A 924-nucleotide genomic window follows, 5' to 3' on the forward strand; every position below is an offset into this window, starting at 1 on the left:
GTGAAGCACTACCCGGAAAAGCGTGGTATCGTCCACAATGAGATTCTGCTCCCAGCAAATGCCCCGCCGGAGTATGCAGACCGTAATACCTTATGGAACGCCGCCGAAGCTGTGGAAAAACAATGGAACTCCACTTGTCCGGGAGTTTTGTGAGCAGCAGTTTGTTTCCAAAGGCATGATTGCTGATTTTGCAATCCATGACCCCCATCAGCTGGGACACAATCCCCACGCCCATGTCCTGTTGACTATGAGAGCAATGGACGAACATGGAAAATGGCTTCCCAAGAGCCGCAAGGTTTATGACCTTGATGAAAGCGGAGAACGGATAAAACTTCCGTCCGGCAGGTGGAAAAGCCACAAGGAGGATACGGTTGATTGGAACGACCAGAAGTATTGTGAAATCTGGCGGCATGAATGGGAGGTCATCCAGAACCGCTATCTGGAAGCCAATGACCGCCCGGAGCGTGTGGACTTGCGTTCCTATGCCAGACAGGGGCTTGATATAGTCCCCACTGTCCATGAGGGGGCTGCTGTCCAGCAGATGGAAAAGCGTGGTATCCAGACGAATATCGGCAACCTGAACCGGGAAATCAAAGCCGCCAACCGCCTGATGCAGTCCATTCGGCAGCTCATTCAAAACCTCAAAGGCTGGATTACCGAACTGGGAGAAAAACGGAAAGAGCTGCTTGCACAAAAAACGGCGGAGGAAGCGACACTTCTTCCCAATCTGCTGATGAAGTATATGGAGATACGAAAAGAAGAACGGAGGGACTGGACAAGGGCTGGACAGAACCGGGGGACTTCACAGGACTTAAAGGCAGTCAGCGAAGCATTGTCCTATCTCCGGCAAAAGGGACTTTCCACTGTGGAGGACTTAGAAGCGTTTCTGGAATCTTCCGGGAAATCAGCCGCAGATTACCGCAA

1 pseudogene is annotated in these 924 nt (G+C 51.7%); it reads left to right on the forward strand.

Features of this window, described 5'->3' with window-relative positions:
- Nucleotides 1-924, forward strand: a pseudogene (locus tag PGY33_RS14620) (MobA/MobL family protein); the annotation flags it as partial.

This window comes from Butyricicoccus sp. AF18-9LB, assembly GCF_027684505.1.
GTDB lineage: Bacteria > Bacillota > Clostridia > Oscillospirales > Butyricicoccaceae > Agathobaculum > Agathobaculum butyriciproducens.